This window comes from Streptomyces sp. NBC_01298 (assembly GCF_035978755.1).
Lineage (GTDB): Bacteria > Actinomycetota > Actinomycetes > Streptomycetales > Streptomycetaceae > Streptomyces.
On record NZ_CP108414.1, the window covers coordinates 6200297 to 6219970 of the forward strand.

A 19674-nucleotide genomic window follows, 5' to 3' on the forward strand; every position below is an offset into this window, starting at 1 on the left:
GTGAGGCGTTCCTCAAGGCCGCCTTAAGGATCACCGGGAGGGCCCGGGAGAGCGCCGGAGCGCCCGTAGCGTGGCCGTATGCGAGAGCGGGACATGGCGGTTCGGGTCAAGGGCGGAATACTCGGCGGGGCGGGGACCGTCGCCCTGCTGTGGGCCGTGCAGGTGCGGCCCTCGGCCCGGCTGGACGCGCTGTTCGCGACCGCCGCGCACCTGTCCGGGCTGCTCGCCGGGTACGGGGTGCTCGTCCTGCTGTTCCTCATGGCCCGGGTCCCCGCCGTCGAGCACGGGGTGGGCGCGGCCCGGCTCGCCCGCTGGCACGCGCTGGGCGGCCGCCACGTCCTGCTGCTCTGCTTCGGGCACGCGGCCTTCGCGCTCTGCGGCTACGCCGTGCACGAGGGGGCCGACGTGCTCTCGGCGGTTCGGGAGCTGCTCGGATACCCGGCCCTGGCCGCCGCGGCGATCGGGACCGTCCTCCTGGTCGCCGTCGGCATCACCTCCGCCCGCTCCGTACGCCGCCGGGTCAGCCACGAAACCTGGCGCGGGGTCCACCTCCTGGTGTACCTCGCCGCCGCCCTCGCCTTCGGGCACCAGCTCGCCGGGCCCGACCTGGCCCTCGTCGTCTGGTTCTGGGCCCTCGCCCATGCCGTGGTCGCCGTCCTGCTGCTCTGGTACCGCGCCGTGGTGCCCGTACGCCAGGCCCTGCGGCACGCGCTGCGCGTCGCCGAGGTCCGCGCGGAGGGGCCCGGGGTGGTCTCCGTCCTCGTCTACGGGGAGCACCTCGCGGAGCTGCGCGCGGAGCCGGGGCAGTTCCTGCGCTGGCGGTTCCTCCAGCGCAGGCTGTGGCACACCGCGCTGCCGTTCTCGCTGTCGGCGCCGGTCCGCGGGAACACCCTGCGCATCACCGTGAAGGCCCTCGGCGGCCACTCCCGCCGGATCCGCCGGCTGCGGCCCGGCACCCGGGTCCTCGCCACCGGGCCCTTCGGGGCGCTCACCGCGGCCCGGCGGACCCGGACCAAGGTGCTGCTGATCGCCGGCGGGGTCGGGATCACCCCGATGCGGGCCCTGTTCGAGACGCTGCCCGGCGGGCCGGGGGACATCACCCTGCTCTACCGGGCGGGTGCCGAGGAGCACCTCGTCCTGCGCTCCGAGCTGGAGGCCATCGCCGCCGAACGGCAGGCCGGGCTGCACTACCTGCTCGGGCCGTCGGGCGCCGCCTTCGACCCGCTGGCCCCACAGGCGCTGGCCGCGCTGGTCCCGGAGCTGGCCGAGCACGACGTGTACCTGTGCGGGCCGCCCGGGATGGCGGACGCCACCCAGTCCGCGCTGCTGCGGGCGGGGGTGCCGGCGGGGCGGATCCACGCGGAGTGCTTCGGCTTGTGAGCCCGCCCTTGGTCGGCCGCCGCGGCCGAGTCCGCTTTCGTCCCCGCGGTCGAGCCGCTTCCGCATCCGCTTTCCGAAAGGCCGCCGCCCCTATGCGCCACCCGCTGCACGTCGCCCTGCCCGTGTCCCTTGCCGCTGCGCGGGGCGTGTCCCCTACCCGCCCTTCGCCCATCCCCCAGACTCCGTCCGGGGGGACCCCCAGCCGGGGCTCAGCCCCGGACCCCGGTCCTCAAACGCCGGACGGGCTGGATTTGGCTGCGCCCGGCCCCGGCCCCGGCCCCAGACCCGCCCCCGGTGTTCGGGTGCCGGAGCGGCCGAAGGGGGCGCCGGTCTTTCCCGCGGCCGCGGCGCGGCACCGCAGGCCGCGTACCTCCCCGGCGCGGGCGGCGCTGGCCGTGCTGGGTTCCGTACCGCCGGCCAGGCGGCTCGCGGCCGGGCTCGGGCTGGTCAGCATGCTGGCCGCGAGCGTGCTGACGGTGGTGGTGGACCCGTCGGCTCCCGTGGCCCCGGACCGGGCTCCGGCCGGGCGAAGCTCAACCTTTGCGCAAGTTTCCGGGGATTGATGGCCACTGCACCCACCCGCTCCATAAGGTCGGGCCGTGCCTGACATATCGACAACCATGATCATCGTGCTGTGCGTGGCGGCGGCCGCGGCCGGCTGGATCGACGCCGTCGTCGGCGGGGGCGGACTGCTGCTCCTGCCCGCCCTGCTCCTCGGCCTGCCGAACGCCCACCCCGCCACCGTGCTCGGAACCAACAAGGCCGTGGCCATCGTCGGCACCTCGGGCGCGGCCGTTTCCTACCTGCGCAAGACCTCGGTGGACGTGAAGCTCGCCGTCCGCATCGGCCTGGCCGCGCTCGTCGGCTCGATGGGCGGGGCCGCCCTGGCCGGCGGCATCAGCAAGGACGCGCTGCGCCCGCTGATCATGGTGGTCCTGGTGGTGGTCGCGGCCTTCGTCCTCTTCCGGCCCGCCTTCGGCGCCGCTCCCGGAGCGGCTCCGGTCAGCCGTCAACGCGTCCTGCTCACCATCGCCCTGGCCGGCCTCGGCATCGGCTTCTACGACGGGCTCATCGGCCCCGGCACCGGCACCTTCCTGGTGCTGGCGCTGACGGCCCTGCTCCACCTCGACCTGGTCACGGCCTCCGCCACGGCGAAGATCGTCAACGTGTGCACCAACGCGGGAGCGCTCGCCATGTTCGCCTACCAGGGCATGGTGCTGTGGCAACTGGCCGCCCTGATGGCCGTTTTCAACCTGGCGGGCGCCATGATCGGTGCCCGGATGGCGCTGAAGAAGGGCAGCGGTTTCGTCCGCGGCGTGCTGCTGACGGTCGTCGGAGCCCTGGTGGTCAAACTGGGCCTCGAACAGTGGGGCTGACCTGCTGCGATCGGCCGCCCACGGGCCTGCCCGGGGGATAAGGTTTCCGTCGTGCCCCACCTCGAGATATCCGACCTGATCACCGTCACCGATCCGCTCAGCGGGGCGCGACTGCCCGTGCGCCGGAGTGACGTGGTCCGCCGACTCGACGAGGCCGGGGACCGGCGCGCCGCCCGGATCGTCGCGGGGCTGCCCGTCGGCCCCGACGACGTCCTCGACCCGCTCGCCGTGGACCGGCTGATGATCGCCGTCCACACCGAGCTGCAGCGGCTCAGCGAGGAACTGCGCACCGGGGAGCGCCTGGTGCACCTCCTGGACCCGCTGTTCGAGACCATCCGGGAGATCGCCGGCCGCAACGGCCGGTTCCGCCTGGTCGACATCGGGTCCGGGCTCGGCTACCTCATCCGCTGGCTGGCGTCCACCGGCGCCCTGGGAAGCAACGTCGAGCTGATCGGCGTCGACCTCGACGCCACCCTCGTCGCCGAGGCCGACAGGCTGGCCCGCGCCGAGGGACTCGACTGCCGGTTCGTCCACGGCAACGCCTTCGACCTGCCGGAGATCGCCACCGTCTACGTCTCCACCGGGGTGCTGCACCACTTCCGCGGCCCCGCGCTCGCGGAGTTCTTCGAGGCCCAGGCCGACTCCCAGGCACTCGCCTTCTGCCACTTCGACATAGCCGCCACCCGGCTGGCACCCCTGGGCGCCTGGATGTTCCACCGCGCCCGCATGCGCCATCCGCTCGGCCGCCACGACGGGGTCGTCTCCGCCCGGCGCGCCCACTCGGACGAGACCCTGCTCAGCGCCGCGACCGTACCGGGCATCCGGCCGCTGCTCTACGAACCCCGGGGGCTGTCCAACCCCTTCAGCACCACCCTGCGCCCCATCATCGGCATCCGCCCCTACCTGGAGGACCCGCTGCGCCAGGCCCTCGGCCGCGACTCCCGCCGGCTCGTGGGCGCGGAGCACCTGACCCGCGGCGGACGGCAGCGGCCCGGCGCCGCTTCCCGGTCGGGCGCGGGGTCCGGGGCCGCCTCCGGGTCCGGCACCGCGCGATGAACCCGGCTCTCCCGCTCGCCGTCCTCGGCCTCGTCGACGCCGCCTTCAGCGGCTACCGCGCCTACGCCGGCCGGGACGCCCGGATCCGCAGGCAGCGTGCCGTGGTCCGTGCGGCCCTGCGCGGACTGGCCGTCGGCTCCGTCCTGCTGCTGGTCCCCGCCCTCACGGCCGGCGCCGTGCTGCTGTTCGCCGAGGACCCGGACCGGGCGTACGAGGCCCTCGCCGACGGCGGGACCGGCTTCCTCGTCCCGATCTGGGCCTACACCCTGGCCGTCGGGATCTCGTTCGCCTCCTACTTCGCCCTGCCGTACCGGGCCGGCACGCTCGCCATGGCCTTCGGGCTCGGCCCGCTGACGCTGGCCAGGCCGCTGTTCGTGGCCGGGGCCTGCGCGGGCGCGCTCGTCGGGGGCGGCTGGACCTCCCTCCTGGTGGGAGCCGTGGCGGGCGCCGCGGCCCTGTGCGTGGAGCCGTACGTCCACCGCCGCTGGTACGCGTTCCCGGTCTAGGCCGTCTCCCCGCGGGAGGCCCGGGCCACCCCGAGGAGGAGCAGGCCGCAGGCGGTGACGAGCAGCCAGCCCGGCCGGGACGCCCGGGCGAGGCCGTCCGGGGCGACGCCCGCGGCCAGGGCTCCCGCCACCGCGATGCCGACCGCCGATCCGACCTGGCGGGCGGTGGAGGTGACCGCCCCGGCCACTCCGGCGCGGGACGGCGGCAGGCCGCTGACCGCGGTGTGGGTGAGCGGGGCGTTGGCGAAGCCGAACCCGATGCCGATGAGCAGGTAGGCCGCCAGGAGCGGCGGTACGCCCGGGTCCGGGCCCAGGACGGCCATGCAGAGCCCGCCCGCGGCGGTGAACCCGCCCGCGAGGAGCAGCGGACGCCGGGGTCCCAGGCGCCCGGTCAGGCTGCCGGACCAGGGGGCGCACACGGTGGCTCCGAGGGCCATGGGCAGGGTCGCGGCGCCGGCCGCGAGCGGGGTCCAGCCGCGGGAGTTCTGCAGGTACAGGGTGGTGAGCAGCAGGCTCACGCTCAGTGCGGCGAACACCGCCACCGCGCCCAGTACCGCCGAGGCGAAGGGCGGCCGCCGGAACAGGCGGAGGTCGATCAGGGGCTCGGTCCGGCGCAGTTCGACCCGGACGAAGGCCGTCGTGGCCGCCGCGCCGGCCGCGTAGCAGGCCAGGGCCGCGGGGGAGGCCCAGCCGATGCGGGGGCCCTCGATCAGGATGCCGACCGAGACGAACAGGGCCGTCGTCAGGAGCAGCTGGCCGGGCAGGTCGAGCCGCCGGGCCCGCTGTCCGCGGGACTCCGGCACGAACACCGCGACCAGGACGAGCGCGCCGGCGACCACCGGTGCGTTGATCCAGAACACCGACCGCCATCCGAAGGCCGCGATGAGGGCCCCGCCGATGACCGGGCCCGCCGCCATGCTGAGTCCGAACACCGAGGCCCAGATGCCGATGGCCCGGGCCCGCTCCCGAGGGTCGGGCATCGCGTTGACCACGATCGCCAGGGCCACCGGGCTCAGCATCGAGGCCCCGACCTCCTGGACGGCCCGCGCCGCGACGAGGAGGCCGAGCGTCGGGGCGAGGGCGCAGGCGAGGGAGGCGAGAGCGAAGACCACCAGCCCGCAGCGGAACACGCGGCGGCGTCCGAAGCGGTCCGCGAGGGCGCCGGAGGTGATGAGGAGCCCGGCCAGGACCAGGGTGTAGGCGTCCACGACCCACTCCAGGCCGCGGGTGGCGACCCCCAGGCCCCGTCCGATCGCGGGCAGGCCCACGTTGACGATGGTGGTGTCCACCCCGATGAGGAACATGCTCAGCGCGCAGACGGCCAGTACCGTCCACCGGCGGCGTGCGCCGGGGGCGGGCCCCGCGGCCGCCCCGGCCGGGATCGTCGTGGTCATGTTCATGGGGGGCCGCCTTCGGTCCGCGACGGCCTGTCGGCCGCCGGCTTCGGATGTCGGCCCATGCTCGGACCGGGCGGCGGCCGCGGCCCAGGAAATTTGCCGATACCGCAAAATGACCCCATGGACAGGGACGCCGAACAGGCCGAACGCGCCGAACACACGGAGGGCGCCGAGCAGGCGGAGAACGCCGAACTCGCGCGGACCCTCGACGCCATCGGCCCGCGCCTGCGGGCACTGCGGCGCAAGCGCGGCCTCACCCTGGAGGCGCTCGCGCAGGCCACCGGGATCTCCGTGAGCACGCTCTCCCGCCTGGAGTCGGGCAAGCGGCGCCCCACGCTCGAACTGCTTATCCCGCTCGCGCGGACCCACCGCGTGCCCCTGGACCAGCTCGTGGCCGCCCCGGTCACCGGCGACCCGCGCGTCCACCTGAAGCCCCGCCGCCGGGACGGGAGCGTCCTGGTCCCCCTGACGACGTACCCGGGCCGGGTCCAGGTCTTCAAGCAGGTGCTCGCGCACCGGGAACCGAGACTGGTGACCCACGCCGGCTACGAATGGCTCTACGTGCTCGCCGGCGAGCTCCGCCTCGTCATCGGGGAGCGGACCCTCACCCTGCGCCCCGGCGAGGTCGCCGAGTTCGACACCGGCGAACCGCACTGGTTCGGTCCCGCCGAAGGCGAGGTGGTGGAGATCCTGCACCTGTTCGGACCCCACGGCGACCAGGCCGTGGTCCGCACCGGAGGGACCACGGAGGCGACCTAGTACGTGGCCGTCAGGTGGGCGAAGACGACCACGTTGCCCTGGTAGCCGGTGCGCTTGGAGAAGCCCCCGCCGCAGGTGATGACGCGCAGCTCGGCGCGCGGCGCCGACCCGTACACGCGGGTGTCGGGGAAGGCCTTGGCGTCGTAGACCTCCACCGCGTGGACGGTGAACACGGCCGTACGTCCGTCCGCGCGGGCGATCTCGATCAGGGCGCCCCGGCGCAGCGCGCCGAGGTGGTAAAAGACCGCGGGCCCCGTGGCGTCGTCCACGTGCCCGGCGACCACGGCGGTGCCGGTGGCGCCGGGGGTGGTGCCCTCCCGGTACCAGCCCGCCAGGTCCCGGCGGGCGGGCGGCGGTACTTCGAGACTGCCGTCGGCTTGTAGTCCGAGTCCGGTGAGCGGGGCGTCCACCCGGATGGAGGGGATCCGGATCCGGGTGGGCGGGGAGCCGGGGAGTGCGGCGATGGCGCCGGGGAACCGGGCCTGGGCGCTCAGCGCCTCACCGGGGGAGGGCAGTGGCGGCCGGACGGACTCGCCGGAGCCGCTGCCGATGAGCCAGACGCCGATGCAGGTCGCGAGCGCGACGAGCCCGCCGGCGCGGGCGCGGGCGCGGCGTGCCTCTGCCTCCATGCGGCCCCCTCGGCTTGGTGACGTGGTGTGGCCGTCGCCCGGCCCCGCGAACGGGGGGGACCTCGCGGGGCGGGCGACGGGGGACGGTACCGGTCGGACCGCGGCCGGAGCCGCGGTGGGCGTCCGTCAGTTCCGCGTGCCGCTCGCCCGGCGACGCAGGAACCAGGTACCGCCGACGGCGGTCGCGGCCAGCACTGCCGCTCCCGCCGCGATCTTGACGGGGTCGGTGGTGGTGGTCGTGCCACCGCCCACCCCGGTGCGCACGTGGCCCTGGGGGGCGCGGTCGTGCTCGGTGACGATCAGGTCGCCGGTGGCGAACTTGCCGTTCGCGCAGGTGGCGCCGATCGCGTGGGTGCCGGGGTGGGTTCCGCGGGCGACCTGGAACTGTCCCACGACCACCTCCTTGTGGGTGCCCGGAGCCAGCTTGAAGCGGCCGCCTCCGACGGTGGTGGCATCGCCCTCGGCGTGACTGCCCGGGCCGCAGGCCTTCGTGTTCACCGTGACGGTGGTGCCGGGGGCGGCGGACGTGGGCCACACCTCCAGCGGGGCGAAGTCGCCGGCCGCGAAGCCCGTCATGTCGAAGCCCGTCTTGCCGAAGCCGGGCATGCCCAGGTCCGCGGCGGCGACCGCGCCGGCCACCGGGCCGGCGAACGCGACGGCGGTCAGCGCGGTGGCGGTGAGCACGTGGGCGGTGCGTCGACGCATGAGGGGTCTCCTGTGGACACGGGGTCGTGTCTCCGAGGTAACCCGGGTGCGGGCGGCCGCGCCTGCTGATGTGGTGTCAGATTTGGGCCGGGGGGTCGGGCGGGGGAGCGTTCTCGCAGGTGGGGAGGGGTGGAGGGGTATCCGTAGGGCACCACCCCGTCCGGGTGACGGTGGCCCGGCGGGGCTAGGTCGTCTCTTTCGGATCTTGTCGGCCGAGTCCGCGGCGTCTGGTGCCGTGCCTGGGCGTGCTGTCGGGGCGCTCGCGTGCTGGGTGTACGTGGTCGCCTCGGCAGTGCGGCCAGGCGCGGTGCCAGGCGTCGCGGGCCCGACAAGATCCGAAAGAGACGGCCTAGGCCGGGGGGAGGGTGAGGGTGGCCGAGGCGCCCGAGGGGGGAGGGTTGGTGAGCGTGATCCGGGCGCCGATGACCTGGGCCTGGCCGAGGGCGATGGTCAGGCCCAGGCCCGTGCCCTGGCCGCGTTCGGTCGCGCCCGTCAGGAAGCGCTGCGGGCCGTCCCGCAGCAGCGTCTGCGGGAAGCCCGGGCCGTGGTCCCGGACGGTGACCGTGTTCCCGGCCACCGTCACGGTGATCGGGTCCCCGCCGTGCTTGCGGGCGTTGAGCAGCAGGTTCGTCAGGATCCGCTCCAGCCGCCGGACGTCGGTGCGGACGCGGGTCCCACCCTCGGAGGCGCCCAGCACCTGCGCCTCCACCCCCGAACGCCGGGTGACGGCCTCCACCAGCGGCCCCAGGAGGTGGACGTCCAGCTGGGCCACCTCCCGGTCACCGTCCAGCCGGGCCACCTCCAGGAGGTCCTCCGTCAGACCGCACAGGGCCGCGACCCGGTCGCGCACCAGCTCCGTGGGCCGCCCCGGAGGGAGCAGCTCGGCCGCGGTGAGCAGACCGGTCAGCGGGGTCCGCAGCTCGTGCGCCACGTCCGCCGTGAACCGCTGCTCCGCCACCAGCCGCCGCTGCAGGCTCGCCGCCATCGTGTCCACCGCCGCCGACAGCTCGGCCACCTCGTTCCGCGTCCCGGGAACGCCCGACGGGCCGATCCGCGCGTCGAGTTCGCCCGTGCTGATCCGCCGGGCCGTCTCGGCCGCGGACCGCAGGTCCTTGCTCAGCCGGCTGGCCAGCGCCGCCCCGCCGATCGCCGCGAGGGTGACGACGACCACCCCGAACGCCATCAACTTCTGGTCCAGTTCCGACAGTTCCGCCTGCTCCCCGGCCAGCGACTGGCGTACGGAGAGCACGTGGGCGCCGCCGACCGGCCGGGCGGCCCACACCGCCGGGTGGGGACCGTACAGGTCGAGGTAGGTGGTGCGCTCCCCGGCCAGGGCGGCCTGCCGCAGCGGTTCCGGCAGGCCCGGGCAGTCGAGGCGCGCGTCGGCCTCCCCGACCTTGTCGAAGTCGAGCTGGCCCGTGAGCTCGTACACCTGCCGGACCCGGACGAGCTGCGCGAGGGCGCTCTTGCGCGCCGCGTCGGCCACCTGGTCCGCGCGGGCCTCGTGGATCAGGATGCCGATGGTGAGCGCGACGAGCGAGCAGCCGACGGCGAGCAGGACGGCGATCTTCCAGCGCAGCCCGAGGGAGTGCACGAGGCGGCGGCAGCGGAGCAGGGAACGTTTCACCTGGCCGCCGGCTTCGTGGGGGCGGGGGATTCGGAGCGGGACGGCAGCGGGGTCGGGCGCGCGGGGATTTCGGGGGCGGTCCTCAATCCGGTGCCCGGGCTGGAGATGGAGTTGCCGAACCTGTGCTCGTCGCTGAGGACGCTCATCCGCTGGCCGTCCCAGTGGTAGCGGATGTCGTGCGCGGATCCGTCGTCATCGGTGGTGCGCACCAGCAGGTCGGTGCCGAGGGTGTCGACGGTCATCCGCCGGCCGCTGGTGAACAGGATGGGGAGGATCCTTCCGTCGGCCGCGGTGTAGGCGCTCAGTACCGACCGCCCGGTCTCGGTGTCGGCGGCGACGATCAGCTCGGGTTTTCCGTCACCCGTCAGGTCCGCGTACCGGGCCGGCCGCATTCCGGCCTTGCCGGGGCCCCCGATCGCCGGGCCTCCGCTGAAACGTCTCATCGCCTTGTCCGCGCGGACCACTGCCATCACGTCAACCTTCCCGATCCCCTCCGGCCCCACGGCCGGAGCGCCGTCGAGCGGCCGCGGCGGCGCCACCCTGCCGGCCACCGCCGTACCGCGGGTGCTGGGTGATTCGGTCCACGAGGGCCACAGCGGCTTCGGCCGCGGCTGGGCGGAGACGGGCGGCGCGACCTCGCCGGACCCGAGCCCCCCGGGCGTGCCGCAGGCGCCGAGGCCAAGGCAGAGCAGGGCGGCCGCGGCGAGGTGGCGGTACGTCGGTCGAGTCATGGAAGGCGGAACCGTCGGGTGGTGGGGGAGGGCGGAACGGGGCGAGGCAGACTGACGGTAGACGGCGTCGGTCACGGGGACCGGGCGGGCGTGTAACAGCGGTGCGTACGCGGGCTCCCGCGGCCGCGGTCGGGACGTTCGACCCGCCCCGCGGCCGGTGGGAGTCCGGTCAGCAGCTCAGCCTGAATCGAGGGAGGCCCGCATGACATCGGCCGATCGGCCGGAAGGCCACGCCGAAGGAACGATTCCGCAGGGGGTGCTGCCGCAGCGGGTGGTTCCGCAGGGAACGCCGGGAACGCTTCCGCGGCAGGAGCAGCTCCCGTTCTTCGTCTACGGGACCCTGCGCCCGGGAGAGGTCAACCACGACCTCTTCCTGCGCGGCCGCACCGCCGCCGAGGAACCCGCCCGCCTCCCGGACGCGGCCCTGTACGAGGGCCCCGGATACCCGTACGCCGTGGACCGCCCCGGCTCCGCCATAGCCGGGGAGCTGATCACCCCGGCCCCGGGGGCGTACGGGGAACTCCTCGTGGCGCTCGACCTGCTGGAGGAGTACGCGGGCCCCGGACACCCCGCGAACATCTACGACCGCACCGCCCGCGAGGCCCTGCGCCCCGACGGCACCCCGGTCCGCGCCTGGGTCTACCTGGCCGCCCCGCCCCTGGCCCGCCGCCTCGCCCGCTCCGGCACCCCCATCCCGGGCGGCGACTGGCTGCGCCGCGGCTAGGCCGGCCAGTCCGGACAGGCTCGGCCAGTCCGGCCAGTCCGGCCAGGCCGGCCAGGCCGGTCAGTCCGGTCGGTCCGGTCGGTGGGCTACAGGCCTTCCGCGCCGCGGTTGCGCAGGCGCTGCTCGTACTGCTGGAGGACCCACAGCTCCTCCTGGACGGCCGCCAGCTGCTCGGGCGACCCCTGGTGACCGAGGCGGGCCATCGTGCCCTGGATCTCGCGCACCCGGCGGTCCACCGCGCGGAGCCTGACCTGGACCAGCTGGACCCCGGCGTAGACCTCGTCCACGGTCTTCGCGCGGATCGCCTCCACGACGAGCTCGGTGACCAGCGCGCGGACGGTGTCGTTCGGCGCGGCGTCCCGGACCCGGGTCACATAGTCCTCGGTGCCGAGCGAAGCGCCGCCGGCGTCCAGGATGGCCTGGCGGACGGCCGCGTAGGGCGGGGCGGTGAACTCGTCCATCCCGTACGCGTCGAAGGCGGGGGAGACCAGTGCCGGGCGCTGGAGCGCCAGCTTGAGCAGCTCGCGCTCGGTGATGTGCGCGGGGCTGCGCAGGTTCAGCGCGGGACCCGAGGGGCTCCCGGACGGCGCCGGGATGTCCTCGTACGAGTGGCCGGAGTGACCCGGGCCGCCGGAGGACTGCCCCCGGCGCTGCTGCTGGGGCTGGTTGCCGCGCTCCCGGGCCCAGCGGTCGAGCTGGGCGATCCGCTTGACCACGAACTGCTCGTCGCGCATGCCGAGCATGCCCGCCAGCTGGACCGCCGACTCGTGCTGGATCGCGACGTTCTTGATCTTCTTGATGATCGGGGCGGCTTCCTCCAGCGCGGCCGCCCGCCCCGCCGGGTTCTCCAGGTTGTGCCGGGCCACGATGTGCTTCAGGGCGAACTCGAACAGCGGGGTGCGGGCCTCGACCAGCCCCGATACGGCCGCGTCGCCCTTGGCCAGGCGCAGGTCGCAGGGGTCCATGCCGCCCGGGGCGATGGTGATGGAGGTCTCCGCGGCGAACTTCTGGTCGTCCTCGAAGGCGCGCAGCGCGGCCTTCTGTCCGGCCGCGTCCCCGTCGAAGGTGAAGATCACCTCGGCGGTCGCGTTGTCCATGAGCAGCCGGCGCAGGATCTTGATGTGGTCGCCGCCGAAGGCGGTGCCGCAGGTGGCGATCGCGGTGGTGACCCCGGCCATGTGGCAGGCCATGACGTCGGTGTAGCCCTCGACGACGACGGCCCGGGAGGTCTTGGCGATCTCCTTCTTGGCCAGGTCGATGCCGTACAGCACCTGGGACTTCTTGTAGATCGCCGTCTCGGGGGTGTTCAGGTACTTGGGGCCGTTGTCGTCGTCGCGCAGTTTGCGCGCGCCGAAGCCGACGACCTCGCCGCTGATGTCGCGGATGGGCCACATCAGCCGGCCGCGGAAGCGGTCGATGGGCTTTCCGCTGCGGCTGTCCTGGGACAGGCCCGAGGTGATCAGTTCCTTGTCGCTGAAGCCCTTGCCGCGCAGGAAGCGGGTCAGGTGGTCCCAGCCGGCCGGGCTGTAGCCGACGCTGAAGTGCTGGGCGGCGGCCTGGTCGAAGCCGCGCTCGGCCAGGAACTTGCGGCCGATCTCCGCCTCGGCGCTGCCGAGCTGGTCCGTGTAGAACTCGGCCGCGGCCTTGTTCGCCTCGACCAGCCGGATCCGCTCGCCGCGCCCGCTGCTGCCGGCGGTGTAGCCGCCCTCTTCGTACCGCAGGGTGATGCCGGCCAGGCCGGCGAGCCGTTCCACCGCCTCCGAGAAGGAGAGGTGGTCGATCTTCATGACGAAGTCGAGGGTGTCCCCGCCCGCCTGGCAGCCGAAGCAGTGGTAGAAGCCCTTGCTCGGGCTGACCTGGAAGGACGGGGACTTCTCGTCGTGGAAGGGGCAGAGGCCCTTGAGGTTGCCGCCGCCGGCGTTGCGCAGCTGGAGGTACTCCGAGACCACGGCGTCGATCGGGACCGCGTCCCGTACCGCCTTCACGTCGTCGTCGTTGATCCGTCCTGCCACCGCGCCAGTCTACGGCCGGGCGGAGACAATCCCGTCAGGCCCCTTCCGCCGGAACCAGGGCCGGAAGCGGAATCGAGGGGTCCGCCAGTTTCTCGCGGTCCACCGGCGCCTTCGACCTGATCAGGGCCTGGATGTCCTCGGTGACGTCCCACACGTTCACGTTCATCCCGGCCAGCACCCGGCCGTCCGAGAGCCAGAAGGCGATGAACTCCCGCTTGCCCGCGTCCCCGCGGATCAGCACCTGGTCGTAGCCGCCCGCCGGGGCGTACCCCGAGTACTCCAGACCCACGTCGTACTGGTCGGAGAAGAAGTACGGAACCCGGTCGTACGAGACCTCCTGCCCCAGCATCGCCCGCGCGGCGGCCGGCCCGCCGTTCAGCGCGTTCGCCCAGTGCTCCACCCGCAGCCGGGCCCCCAGCACCGGGTGGTGCGCGGCCGCCACGTCCCCGACCGCGTACACGTCCGGGTCGGAGGTGCGCAGCGAGGCGTCCACCGCGATCCCGCCCCCGTGCTCCCGGTCCACCAGGGCCAGGCCCGAGGTCTCCGCCAGCGCGGTCCGCGGGGCGGCCCCGATCGCCGCGAGGACCGCGTGCGCCGGGTGCTCCTCCCCGTCGTCCGTACGGGCCGCCAGCACCATGCCGTCGTGCCCGACGATCTCCGTCAGATGGGAGCCGAAGTGGAAGCGGACCCCGTGCTCGGTGTGCAGGTCGGCGAAGAGCCGGCCGACCTCCGGACCGAGCACCGCGTGCAGCGGGGTCGGTGCCGGTTCGATCACGGTGACCTCGGCGCCGTACCCGCGGGCCGCCGCCGCGACCTCCAGACCGATCCAGCCCGCGCCCGCGATCAGCAGGTGCCCGTTGTCCCGGCCCAGTCCCGCCAGGGCGCCCCGCAGCCGCTCCGCGTGCGAGAGCCGGCGCAGGTGGTGCACCCCGACCAGCTCGGTGCCCGGGATGTCGAGCCGGCGCGGTTCGGCGCCGGTGGCGAGCAGCAGCTTGTCGTAGGGCAGTGCCGTGCCGTCACCGAGCACCACCTTCTTGGCCTCCCGGTCGAGCTGGACCGCGGGCTGGCCGAGGTGCAGCTCGATGTCGGAGGCCGCGTACCAGGACGCCTCGTGCACGAAGACGCTCTCGCGCTCCTCCTTGCCCGCCAGGTACCCCTTGGAGAGCGGCGGCCGCTCGTAGGGATGCTCGCGCTCGTCGCCGATCAGGATCACCCGCCCCGTGAACCCCTCGGACCTCAGCGTTTCGGCCGCCTTAGCCCCGGCGAGCCCTGCGCCGACGATGACGAACGTCCGGTGTGCGTCGACCACCTGATGCCTCCTCATAACCTCTGCGCCACATGCGACCACATGCGAGCCTCCCGCACCGAGCCTGCCGCGTGAAGGGGGAGTGGCCCGATCGGCTCACCGTTCGGCGCGTCGCGCGCGCTGGATGAGGCGGGCGTGCAGGGAGCGGGCGGAGGCGTCGGTGAGGGCCGCGATCTGGTCCACGACCGCCCGCTTCCTGGCCCGGTCGTCCGGGGCCGCGTCGAAGATCGCGCGGAACTGCGGGTCCAGCCCCTCGGGCGCGCGGGCGCTGACGGCCTCCGCCAGTTCGGCCAGGACGATCCGCTGATCGGCTCGGATCCGCTCCTGCTCGTCGCGCTGTATGACGTACAGGTCGGCGACCGCCTTCAGCACCGCGCACTCGTTGCGTGCCTCGCGCGGCACCACCAGCTCCGCCGCGTACCGGGTCAGCCGGCCGGTCCCGTACGCCTGCCGGGTGGCGCCCTCGGCGGCCAGGCAGAACCGGCCGATCAGCTGGCTGGTCGCGTCCTTCAGCCGGGCCTGGGCCACGGCCGAGCCGTCGTACCCGTGCGGCCACCACTCCTGCTCCATCAAACGGTCCAGCGCCTCGCGGAGTTCCTCCGGCGCGGTGTCGGCGGGCACGTACCGGCCGATGGCCACCCGCCAGATCTCCGTGCGCTCGGGCTCGGCGAAGAGCAGGTTCGGGTCGAGGTGGCCGGCGTGCAGGCCGTCCTCGAAGTCGTGGACGGAGTACGCCACGTCGTCCGACCAGTCCATGACCTGCGCCTCGAAGCACTTGCGGTCCGCGGGCGCGCCGCGGCGCAGCCACTCGAAGACCGGCAGGTCGTCCTCGTAGGCGCCGAACTTCACCGAGCCCGGGTCGGTGGGGTGGTCCCCGCGCGCCCAGGGGTACTTGGTGGCGGCGTCCAGGCAGGCCCGGGTGAGGTTCAGCCCGACGCTGACCAGCTCGCCGGTCGCCTGATCGGGGACGAACCGCTTGGGCTCCAGCCGGGTCAGCAGGCGCAGCGACTGGGCGTTGCCCTCGAAACCGCCGCAGTCCTTGGCGAACTCGTTGAGCGCCTCCTCGCCGTTGTGGCCGAAGGGCGGGTGCCCCATGTCGTGCGACAGGCAGGCGGCTTCGACCAGATCGGGATCGCAGCCGAGGGCCGCGCCGAGCTCGCGCCCGACCTGGGCGCATTCGAGGGAGTGCGTCAGCCGCGTACGAGGACTGGCGTCCCAGTCGTACGAACGCGTCCCCGGGGTCACCACCTGCGTCTTCCCGGCGAGCCGGCGCAGGGCCGCGGAGTGCAGCACGCGGGCGCGGTCGCGCTGGAAGGCGGTCCGCCCGGGCCGTTTGTCGGGCTCGGTGGCCCAGCGCTCGGTATCGGCGGGATCGTACGGCTCGCCGGGCAGGTCGAGGGCGGGTCGGACAGGTGCGGTGGTGCCTTCCATGCCTTCCATGGCCCAAACGGTAACCGCCCGGGCCGACAAGACGAGTCAAGAGGAGCAATCCGATCGATTGCCGCCCAACCCGGTCGCTACGCGGTGGCCAGCTCGAGCGGCTGCGCCTGCGGCTGCTCCCGGCCTACGGGTCCTGCGAGTGCGGCGGCGGCTTCGTCGTAGCGCTGGAGCACCAGCCGGGCCAGCGCCGGATGGTCGCCCAGCGGGGCGGCGGCCGGGCCCGGGGAGGCGGCGGCGCTCGCGGCGGCGAAGCGGCCCGGGGCGGTGAAGTAGGAGGCGACCGCGACCCGGTGGAGGCCCCGCGCGGCCAGGGCCCGTACGGCGGCGGGCACCGAGGGCGCGGTGCCCGAGGCGTAGGCGGCCACCACGGGCACCCCGCCGAGCCGTTCCGAGAGCAGGTCGGCGGTGGCCCGCACATCGGCGGCGGAGTCGGGGTCGCGGGATCCGGCGGCGGCCAGCACCACCGCCGACCCGGCGCTCCAGCCGGCCTCCGCGAGCCGCTCGTACAGGGCCTCGACGAGCAGCGGATGCGGGCCCAGCGGGGCGGCGACCCGGGTCCGCAGATGCCCGGCGCGGGCGGCGGCGGCCGGCAGGTCCCGCTTGACGTGGGTGCCGCGGCCGAGCAGCAGCGGCACCAGGACGGCGTCGCCGGAGGTCCGTTCGAGGGTGTGGTCCAGCAGCGGGTGGTTCAGCTCGATGTGACCGAGCCGGACGTCGAGGCGGGGCCGGAGCTCACGGACCCGTTCGAGCAGGGCTTCGACGGTGTGGAGGGCGCGCGGATCGCGGCTGCCGTGGGCCACGGCGACGAGGGCGGGCTGCTGCATGGGAGGACTCCTGCGTGGTGTCGGGGACGCAGACCGCTGAGCTGCGTACCGAGCTGGGCGGTGATCCGGGTCAGCAGCTCCGCCGTGGTCGCGGGCGGAAGCGGGGGGAGGAACGGCGGGGGCTGGTGCGGGAGGAGGGAGAGGGGCTGGGGCAGGGACTCGGAAGGATGCGCCGGCTCCGTCATGAACCGATCCTGCGCGCGGCAGGTTGCCGGTGCGTTGCGCGGGCGTGACGGGTGTTTGCGACCTGCTCACAGAGGGGTGGACGGCGGGGGTGGGGTCGCGGCGTGCTTCGCTGTGCGCGGGCGCCGGGATGTGCGGGACACCGGGCCGGGCGCGGGGAGCCGGGAGCCGGGCGCCGGGAAGCACGGGGACGGCCGAGGGCAGGCGGGGGACGGGCACGCGTGGGGGACACATGGGCGGTTTCTTGAAGTGGGCGCTCCGCGGATGCGCGTTGCTGTCCGGCGGTGCGGCCGCCGTCGCCTGCGTGCTGTCGCTCGGCGCCTGGGGGACGGGTGACCTGCTCGGCCGGGTCGCCCTCTGGGGCGGGGCGGCGGCCGGCGCCGCCGTCGTGCGGACGGCCCTGGTGGCGGCCCTGGACGTGCGGGAGGCCCGGGCGCGGGCACTGGACGCGTGGTGGGAGACGGGCCGGAAGCGCCCGCCCCGGCCCGGAACGGCCGGACCCGGCTCCGGGGCGCTCTGGGTGCGCACGCGGGAGGTGGTGGTCTGGCTGCTCACCGCCCTGATGTCCGCGGCGCTCCTCGTCGCGCTGTTCCAGCAGCACCACCGTGAGGCGGAGCCCGAACTGCGGCGGGCCGGCGCGGAGGTGGCGACCGCCGTGGTCGCGGGCAAGCCGACGGGGGTGCACGCGCACACCAGCGAGGGCCAGGTCCTGGGGTGGACGGCCCTGCTGGAACTGACCGTTCCGGGAGCGGGAGCGGGAGCGGGAGCGGGAGCGGGGGCGGGATGGGGAGCAGGGGCGCAGCGGGTGCGGGCATCGGCCTACACCTACCGGGAGCCCAAGGCGGGAGACCGCGTACAGCTGCTGTGGGCGCCCTCGGAGCCCGCCCTGGAGGGGCGGGTCGACGAGCGCAAGGACCTGCGGTCCGTGGCCGGGCCGGCCTCCTGGGACGCGTTCCCGCAGGCGGACGAGGCACGCGAGGCGAGCCTCCTGGCCACGTTCCTGACGCTGTTCCTGCTGGCGGCCGGGCTGGGCGGCACGGCGATGATGGAAACGGACGAGCTGAGGGCCCTCCCGTGGTCCGGACGGGCCCAGCTCTGCTGGACCGGCTCGCTGTTGCTCGCCTTCGCCCTGCACCTGCCCGCCCTGTACGGGCATCCGCACCCGGTGGTGGGCGCGGTGGCGTGGGTCTCCTTCCTGCTGCCGGCGCTGGGGCGGGGGGCGGCGTACGCCGTGGTGCGGTGCCTGTAGTGAGGCCCGGGGCGGGGGACGGCCGGGCTCCGCGGTGACCTGCGGGGACGGGAGGCCGCCGGGAAACCATCGGGAACGCGCATGCGTCCGTAGACGACGGGACCACCGGCAAGAATCGGCTGGAACCGGCAAGACCAACAGGGGGATCGATTGAGGCGCGCAATGGTACGAGGTCTGCCGGGGGCGGCGTGGGAGCGGCTGAAAGCCGTACGGATCACCGTGCCCCGGACCGTGCGGGCCCGGCGGCGGGCCGTGCAGGTGGTGATGGCGGGCTGCGTGCTGGCGCTGCTGCCCTCGGCGTGGACGCACGCGTCCGCCGGGCCCCGGCTGCGGACCACCGCCGACGCGCCCGCCGCCGAGGTGGCCGTGGTGTTCGGTGCCGGGCTGTGGAAGGGGCGGCCCACCCCGTACCTCGCGCGCCGCCTCGACGCCGCCGTCGAGCTCTACCGCGCGGGCAAGGTCAAGGTCGTCCTGGTCACCGGCGACAACAGCCGCAGAGACTACGACGAGCCCGACGCGATGCGCGCGTACCTGACGGGTCACGGGGTGCCCGACGCCCGCGTCGTCAGCGACTACGCCGGCTTCGACTCGTGGGACTCCTGCGTCCGGGCCCGGGAGGTCTTCGGCGTACACCGCGCGGTGCTGATCAGCCAGGGCTTCCACATCCGCCGGGCCGTCGCGCTGTGCCGGGCGGCGGGCGTGGACTCGTACGGGATCGGGGTGTCCGACGTGCACGACGCGACCTGGTACTACGGCGGGGCCCGGGAGGTCTTCGCTGCGGGCAAGGCGGCACTGGACGCGGTCTTCGAGCCGGAGCCGCGCTTCTTGGGGCCGAAGGAGGAGGGGGTGTCGCGGGCGCTGGCCTCTCTGGCAGACTGACGCCGCGATCGGCGTATGCCGATTAGTCATATACCGATCTGTCTCGTGCGTCAGGGGTGTGGAACCGTGGCTGTTGTGGATCTGAGCGGCAAGGTCGTCGTCGTCACCGGTGGGGCCCGCGGCCTCGGCGCGGCGGCCGCACAGTCCGTCGTGGACGGCGGCGGCAAGGTGCTGATCACCGACGTCCTGGAGGCCGAGGGCGCCGAAACGGCCGCCAAGCTCGGCGACGCGGCGCGCTTCCTGCGCCACGACGTGACCAGCGAATCCGACTGGGACGCGGCCCTCGCCTTCGCCGTCGCCGAATTCGGCCGGATCGACGGACTGGTCAACAACGCGGGCATCGCCACCGGCCAGTTCCTGGAGCACGAGAGCGTCGAGCACTTCCGCAAGGTCGTCGAGATCAACCTGGTCGGCGTCTTCATCGGCATCAAGGCCGCGATCCCGCTGATGCGGGAGAACGGCGGCGGCTCCATCGTCAACATCTCCTCCGCCGCCGGCCTCACCGGCCTCGCCCTGACCGCCGGCTACGGAGCCTCCAAGTGGGGCGTGCGCGGACTGTCGAAGATCGGCGCGGTCGAGCTCGCGGAGTCCCGGATCCGCGTCAACTCCGTCCACCCCGGCATGACGCTCACCCCGATGACGGCCCCGGTCGGCATCCAGGCGGGCGAGGGCAACTACCCCGGCGCCCCCCTCGGCCGCGTCGGCCTCCCCGAGGAGATCGCCGCCGCCGTCGCCTTCCTCCTCTCGGACGCCGCGGGCTACATGACCGGCGCCGAGCTCGCGGTCGACGGCGGCTGGACGGCGGGCCTCACGGTGAAGTACCTGACCGGCCAGTGACCCGGCGGCAGCGCCCCGGCTCCGGCACCCCGCCGAATATTCGGCTGCCCGCCG

At 74.4% G+C, this 19674-nt stretch carries 17 protein-coding genes and 1 pseudogene; 9 read left to right on the forward strand and 9 right to left on the reverse strand.

The window, feature by feature from the left end:
* Positions 1 to 78: 78 nt before the first annotated feature.
* The 4 genes from OG730_RS28130 to OG730_RS28145 all read left to right on the forward strand — a co-directional run bounded on the left by OG730_RS28130 (position 79) and on the right by OG730_RS28145 (position 4318).
* On the forward strand, positions 79 to 1380 hold the full coding sequence (locus OG730_RS28130) for a ferredoxin reductase family protein (RefSeq protein ID WP_327306845.1): 1302 nt from the start codon (positions 79 to 81) through the stop codon (positions 1378 to 1380).
* Positions 1381 to 1979: 599 nt separating this feature from the next.
* On the forward strand, positions 1980 to 2756 hold the full coding sequence (locus tag OG730_RS28135; protein WP_327306846.1) for a sulfite exporter TauE/SafE family protein: 777 nt from the start codon (positions 1980 to 1982) through the stop codon (positions 2754 to 2756).
* A gap of 51 nt (positions 2757 to 2807) precedes the next feature.
* Positions 2808 to 3812, forward strand: coding sequence for a class I SAM-dependent methyltransferase (locus OG730_RS28140; RefSeq protein ID WP_327306847.1), 1005 nt, complete (start codon positions 2808 to 2810; stop codon positions 3810 to 3812).
* Positions 3809 to 4318, forward strand: coding sequence for a hypothetical protein (locus OG730_RS28145; protein ID WP_327306848.1), 510 nt, complete (start codon positions 3809 to 3811; stop codon positions 4316 to 4318). Before OG730_RS28140 ends, OG730_RS28145 begins: the two co-directional genes overlap by 4 nt.
* Here OG730_RS28145 and OG730_RS28150 read toward each other — a convergent pair.
* Positions 4315 to 5718 (reverse strand): DHA2 family efflux MFS transporter permease subunit, encoded by a 1404-nt coding sequence (locus tag OG730_RS28150; protein ID WP_327306849.1) that lies wholly within the window; start codon positions 5716 to 5718, stop codon positions 4315 to 4317. The two genes, OG730_RS28145 and OG730_RS28150, sit on opposite strands and share 4 nt — an antisense overlap.
* Positions 5719 to 5835: 117 nt before the next feature.
* On the opposite strand from OG730_RS28150, the gene OG730_RS28155 reads away from it, so the two are divergent.
* Positions 5836 to 6474, forward strand: coding sequence for a helix-turn-helix domain-containing protein (locus tag OG730_RS28155; RefSeq protein ID WP_327306850.1), 639 nt, complete (start codon positions 5836 to 5838; stop codon positions 6472 to 6474).
* Here OG730_RS28155 and OG730_RS28160 read toward each other — a convergent pair.
* The 4 genes from OG730_RS28160 to OG730_RS28175 form a co-directional block, all read right to left on the reverse strand.
* Positions 6471 to 7103 carry a class F sortase gene (locus tag OG730_RS28160; RefSeq protein ID WP_327306851.1) on the reverse strand — a complete coding sequence of 211 codons (633 nt, stop codon included), beginning with the start codon at positions 7101 to 7103 and terminating at the stop codon, positions 6471 to 6473. The two genes, OG730_RS28155 and OG730_RS28160, sit on opposite strands and share 4 nt — an antisense overlap.
* Before the next feature lie 126 nt (positions 7104 to 7229).
* Positions 7230 to 7808, reverse strand: coding sequence for a GVDTG sorting domain-containing protein (locus OG730_RS28165; protein ID WP_327306852.1), 579 nt, complete (start codon positions 7806 to 7808; stop codon positions 7230 to 7232).
* A gap of 349 nt (positions 7809 to 8157) precedes the next feature.
* The gene (locus tag OG730_RS28170; RefSeq protein WP_327306853.1) at positions 8158 to 9435 is read right to left on the reverse strand and encodes an ATP-binding protein; all 1278 of its coding nucleotides are present in this window, start codon (positions 9433 to 9435) and stop codon (positions 8158 to 8160) included.
* Positions 9432 to 10166, reverse strand: coding sequence for a hypothetical protein (locus tag OG730_RS28175; protein ID WP_327306854.1), 735 nt, complete (start codon positions 10164 to 10166; stop codon positions 9432 to 9434). Before OG730_RS28175 ends, OG730_RS28170 begins: the two co-directional genes overlap by 4 nt.
* A gap of 202 nt (positions 10167 to 10368) precedes the next feature.
* Here OG730_RS28175 and OG730_RS28180 point away from each other — a divergent pair, with 202 nt between their 5' ends.
* On the forward strand, positions 10369 to 10890 hold the full coding sequence (locus OG730_RS28180) for a gamma-glutamylcyclotransferase family protein (protein WP_327306855.1): 522 nt from the start codon (positions 10369 to 10371) through the stop codon (positions 10888 to 10890).
* 86 nt (positions 10891 to 10976) lie between these two features.
* On the opposite strand, the gene dnaG is transcribed toward OG730_RS28180, so the two are convergent.
* From dnaG to OG730_RS28200, 4 genes and pseudogenes are all read right to left on the reverse strand, one after another.
* Positions 10977 to 12902 (reverse strand): DNA primase, encoded by a 1926-nt coding sequence (gene dnaG, locus OG730_RS28185; protein WP_327306856.1) that lies wholly within the window; start codon positions 12900 to 12902, stop codon positions 10977 to 10979.
* 34 nt (positions 12903 to 12936) lie between these two features.
* Positions 12937 to 14211 carry an NAD(P)/FAD-dependent oxidoreductase gene (locus tag OG730_RS28190; protein WP_327306857.1) on the reverse strand — a complete coding sequence of 425 codons (1275 nt, stop codon included), beginning with the start codon at positions 14209 to 14211 and terminating at the stop codon, positions 12937 to 12939.
* A 93-nt stretch (positions 14212 to 14304) separates the two neighbouring features.
* Positions 14305 to 15648 carry a deoxyguanosinetriphosphate triphosphohydrolase gene (locus OG730_RS28195; RefSeq protein WP_327306858.1) on the reverse strand — a complete coding sequence of 448 codons (1344 nt, stop codon included), beginning with the start codon at positions 15646 to 15648 and terminating at the stop codon, positions 14305 to 14307.
* A gap of 77 nt (positions 15649 to 15725) precedes the next feature.
* Positions 15726 to 16657, reverse strand: a pseudogene (locus OG730_RS28200) (sirohydrochlorin chelatase).
* A 230-nt stretch (positions 16658 to 16887) separates the two neighbouring features.
* Between OG730_RS28200 and OG730_RS28205 the strand changes: the two are divergent.
* The 3 genes from OG730_RS28205 to OG730_RS28215 all read left to right on the forward strand — a co-directional run bounded on the left by OG730_RS28205 (position 16888) and on the right by OG730_RS28215 (position 19620).
* Complete coding sequence (locus OG730_RS28205; RefSeq protein ID WP_327306860.1) at positions 16888 to 17904, forward strand: hypothetical protein; 1017 nt, start codon at positions 16888 to 16890, stop codon at positions 17902 to 17904.
* Positions 17905 to 18066: 162 nt separating this feature from the next.
* Positions 18067 to 18783: a SanA/YdcF family protein gene (locus OG730_RS28210; RefSeq protein WP_327306861.1), complete on the forward strand. Its 717-nt coding sequence runs from the start codon at positions 18067 to 18069 to the stop codon at positions 18781 to 18783.
* A 15-nt stretch (positions 18784 to 18798) separates the two neighbouring features.
* Complete coding sequence (locus tag OG730_RS28215; protein WP_327306862.1) at positions 18799 to 19620, forward strand: glucose 1-dehydrogenase; 822 nt, start codon at positions 18799 to 18801, stop codon at positions 19618 to 19620.
* The last annotated feature ends 54 nt before the right edge of the window (positions 19621 to 19674 follow it).

Excerpts from the sequence above, each read along its gene's own strand:
- OG730_RS28215 (WP_327306862.1), top strand. The coding sequence starts at position 18,799 with ATGCCGATTAGTCATATACCGATCTGTCTCGTGCGTCAGGGGTGTGGA.
- OG730_RS28145 (WP_327306848.1), top strand. The coding sequence starts at position 3,809 with ATGAACCCGGCTCTCCCGCTCGCCGTCCTCGGCCTCGTCGACGCCGCC.
- OG730_RS28210 (WP_327306861.1), top strand. The coding sequence starts at position 18,067 with ATGGTACGAGGTCTGCCGGGGGCGGCGTGGGAGCGGCTGAAAGCCGTA.
- OG730_RS28165 (WP_327306852.1), bottom strand. The coding sequence starts at position 7,808 with ATGCGTCGACGCACCGCCCACGTGCTCACCGCCACCGCGCTGACCGCC.
- OG730_RS28180 (WP_327306855.1), top strand. The coding sequence starts at position 10,369 with ATGACATCGGCCGATCGGCCGGAAGGCCACGCCGAAGGAACGATTCCG.
- OG730_RS28205 (WP_327306860.1), top strand. The coding sequence starts at position 16,888 with ATGGGCGGTTTCTTGAAGTGGGCGCTCCGCGGATGCGCGTTGCTGTCC.
- OG730_RS28150 (WP_327306849.1), bottom strand. The coding sequence starts at position 5,718 with ATGAACATGACCACGACGATCCCGGCCGGGGCGGCCGCGGGGCCCGCC.
- OG730_RS28175 (WP_327306854.1), bottom strand. The coding sequence starts at position 10,166 with ATGACTCGACCGACGTACCGCCACCTCGCCGCGGCCGCCCTGCTCTGC.
- OG730_RS28155 (WP_327306850.1), top strand. The coding sequence starts at position 5,836 with ATGGACAGGGACGCCGAACAGGCCGAACGCGCCGAACACACGGAGGGC.
- OG730_RS28195 (WP_327306858.1), bottom strand. The coding sequence starts at position 15,648 with ATGGAAGGCATGGAAGGCACCACCGCACCTGTCCGACCCGCCCTCGAC.
- OG730_RS28160 (WP_327306851.1), bottom strand. The coding sequence starts at position 7,103 with ATGGAGGCAGAGGCACGCCGCGCCCGCGCCCGCGCCGGCGGGCTCGTC.
- OG730_RS28130 (WP_327306845.1), top strand. The coding sequence starts at position 79 with ATGCGAGAGCGGGACATGGCGGTTCGGGTCAAGGGCGGAATACTCGGC.